The organism is Streptomyces sp. NPDC051105, assembly GCF_040682795.1.
Lineage (GTDB): Bacteria > Actinomycetota > Actinomycetes > Streptomycetales > Streptomycetaceae > Streptomyces.
The window spans coordinates 1-1,072 of record NZ_JBFBBR010000085.1 but is presented as its reverse complement, the minus strand read 5'-3'; the positions used below and the strand labels follow the sequence as shown (position 1 = coordinate 1,072).

Here is a 1,072-nt window from a genome sequence, read left to right as displayed (position 1 = left end):
CCTCGACTGGACCCCCCACCACACCCCCCACCACCCCACACCCCTGCCCACCTACCCCTTCCAACACCAGCACTACTGGCTCGACCCCACCGGCGCGACGCACCAGAACGACGGCGGCCTCGATGCCGCAGATCATCCGCTGCTGACCTCCGTCCATCACCTTCCATCCGGCGAGACGACGATCCTCACCGGCACCGTCTCCTTGAACACGCACCCCTGGCTCGCCGATCACCAGGTCGGCGACACCGTGCTCGTCCCCGGCACCGCCCTGCTGGAAATGGCCGTGCTCGCCGGGCGGCAGACGGACTGCCCCACCGTCCACGAACTCGTCATCACGACACCCCTCGCGGTACGACCCGGCACGCCGGTACGCCTCCATGTCACCGTCGAGCGGCCCGACGCCGACGGCCTGCGTCCCTTCACGATCCATGCGCGGACGCGTTCCGGTGACGAGTGGACCGCGCACGCCACCGGTCTGCTCGCCGACGACGTCGGCGTGCCGGCCACACCGGCCGCCGCCGACTGGCCGCCGCCCGAGGCCCAGTGGATCGACACCAGCGGCTTCTACGAGGATCTCCAACAGGAGGGCTTCGTCTACGGGCCGCGCTTCCAGGGCCTCACGGCGCTCTGGAAGGAAGGCGACGAGCTGTACGCCGAAGTCACCCTGCCGGACGGCGCCACCGACGGTTCCGCCTATCACGTCCACCCGGCACTTCTCGACGCGGCCCTTCACCCCCTGCTCTTCGTACGCGAGCGCGAGGAGCCGGGGTCCATATGGCTGCCGTTCCAGTGGAACGGCTTCACCGTGCATGCAACGGGCGCGACCTCGCTGCGCGTTCGGATCAGCAGAATCGGAGGCGACCAGTACCGCGTGCTGGTCACCGACGGCCACGGCCTGCCGGTGGCCGAGGCTGTCTCCTTCACAGGACGGACGGCCCGGCTGAGTGCCGTGGGGGCATCCCGTGACACCAGCGATCGTTCGTTGTTCGTGGTGGGGTGGGAGCCGGTGGAGGAGGACCTGGAGACGAAGCCGGGTGGCGAGTGGCTGTTCCTGGACCCCCACCCCGACCCG

Annotated in this window: 1 protein-coding gene; it reads left to right on the top strand. The window is 69.9% G+C overall.

The annotated features are described in order from the left end of the window. The coding region (locus AB0N16_RS41890) for a polyketide synthase dehydratase domain-containing protein (protein WP_365806049.1) at positions 1-1,072 on the top strand (1,072 nt) is incomplete at both ends.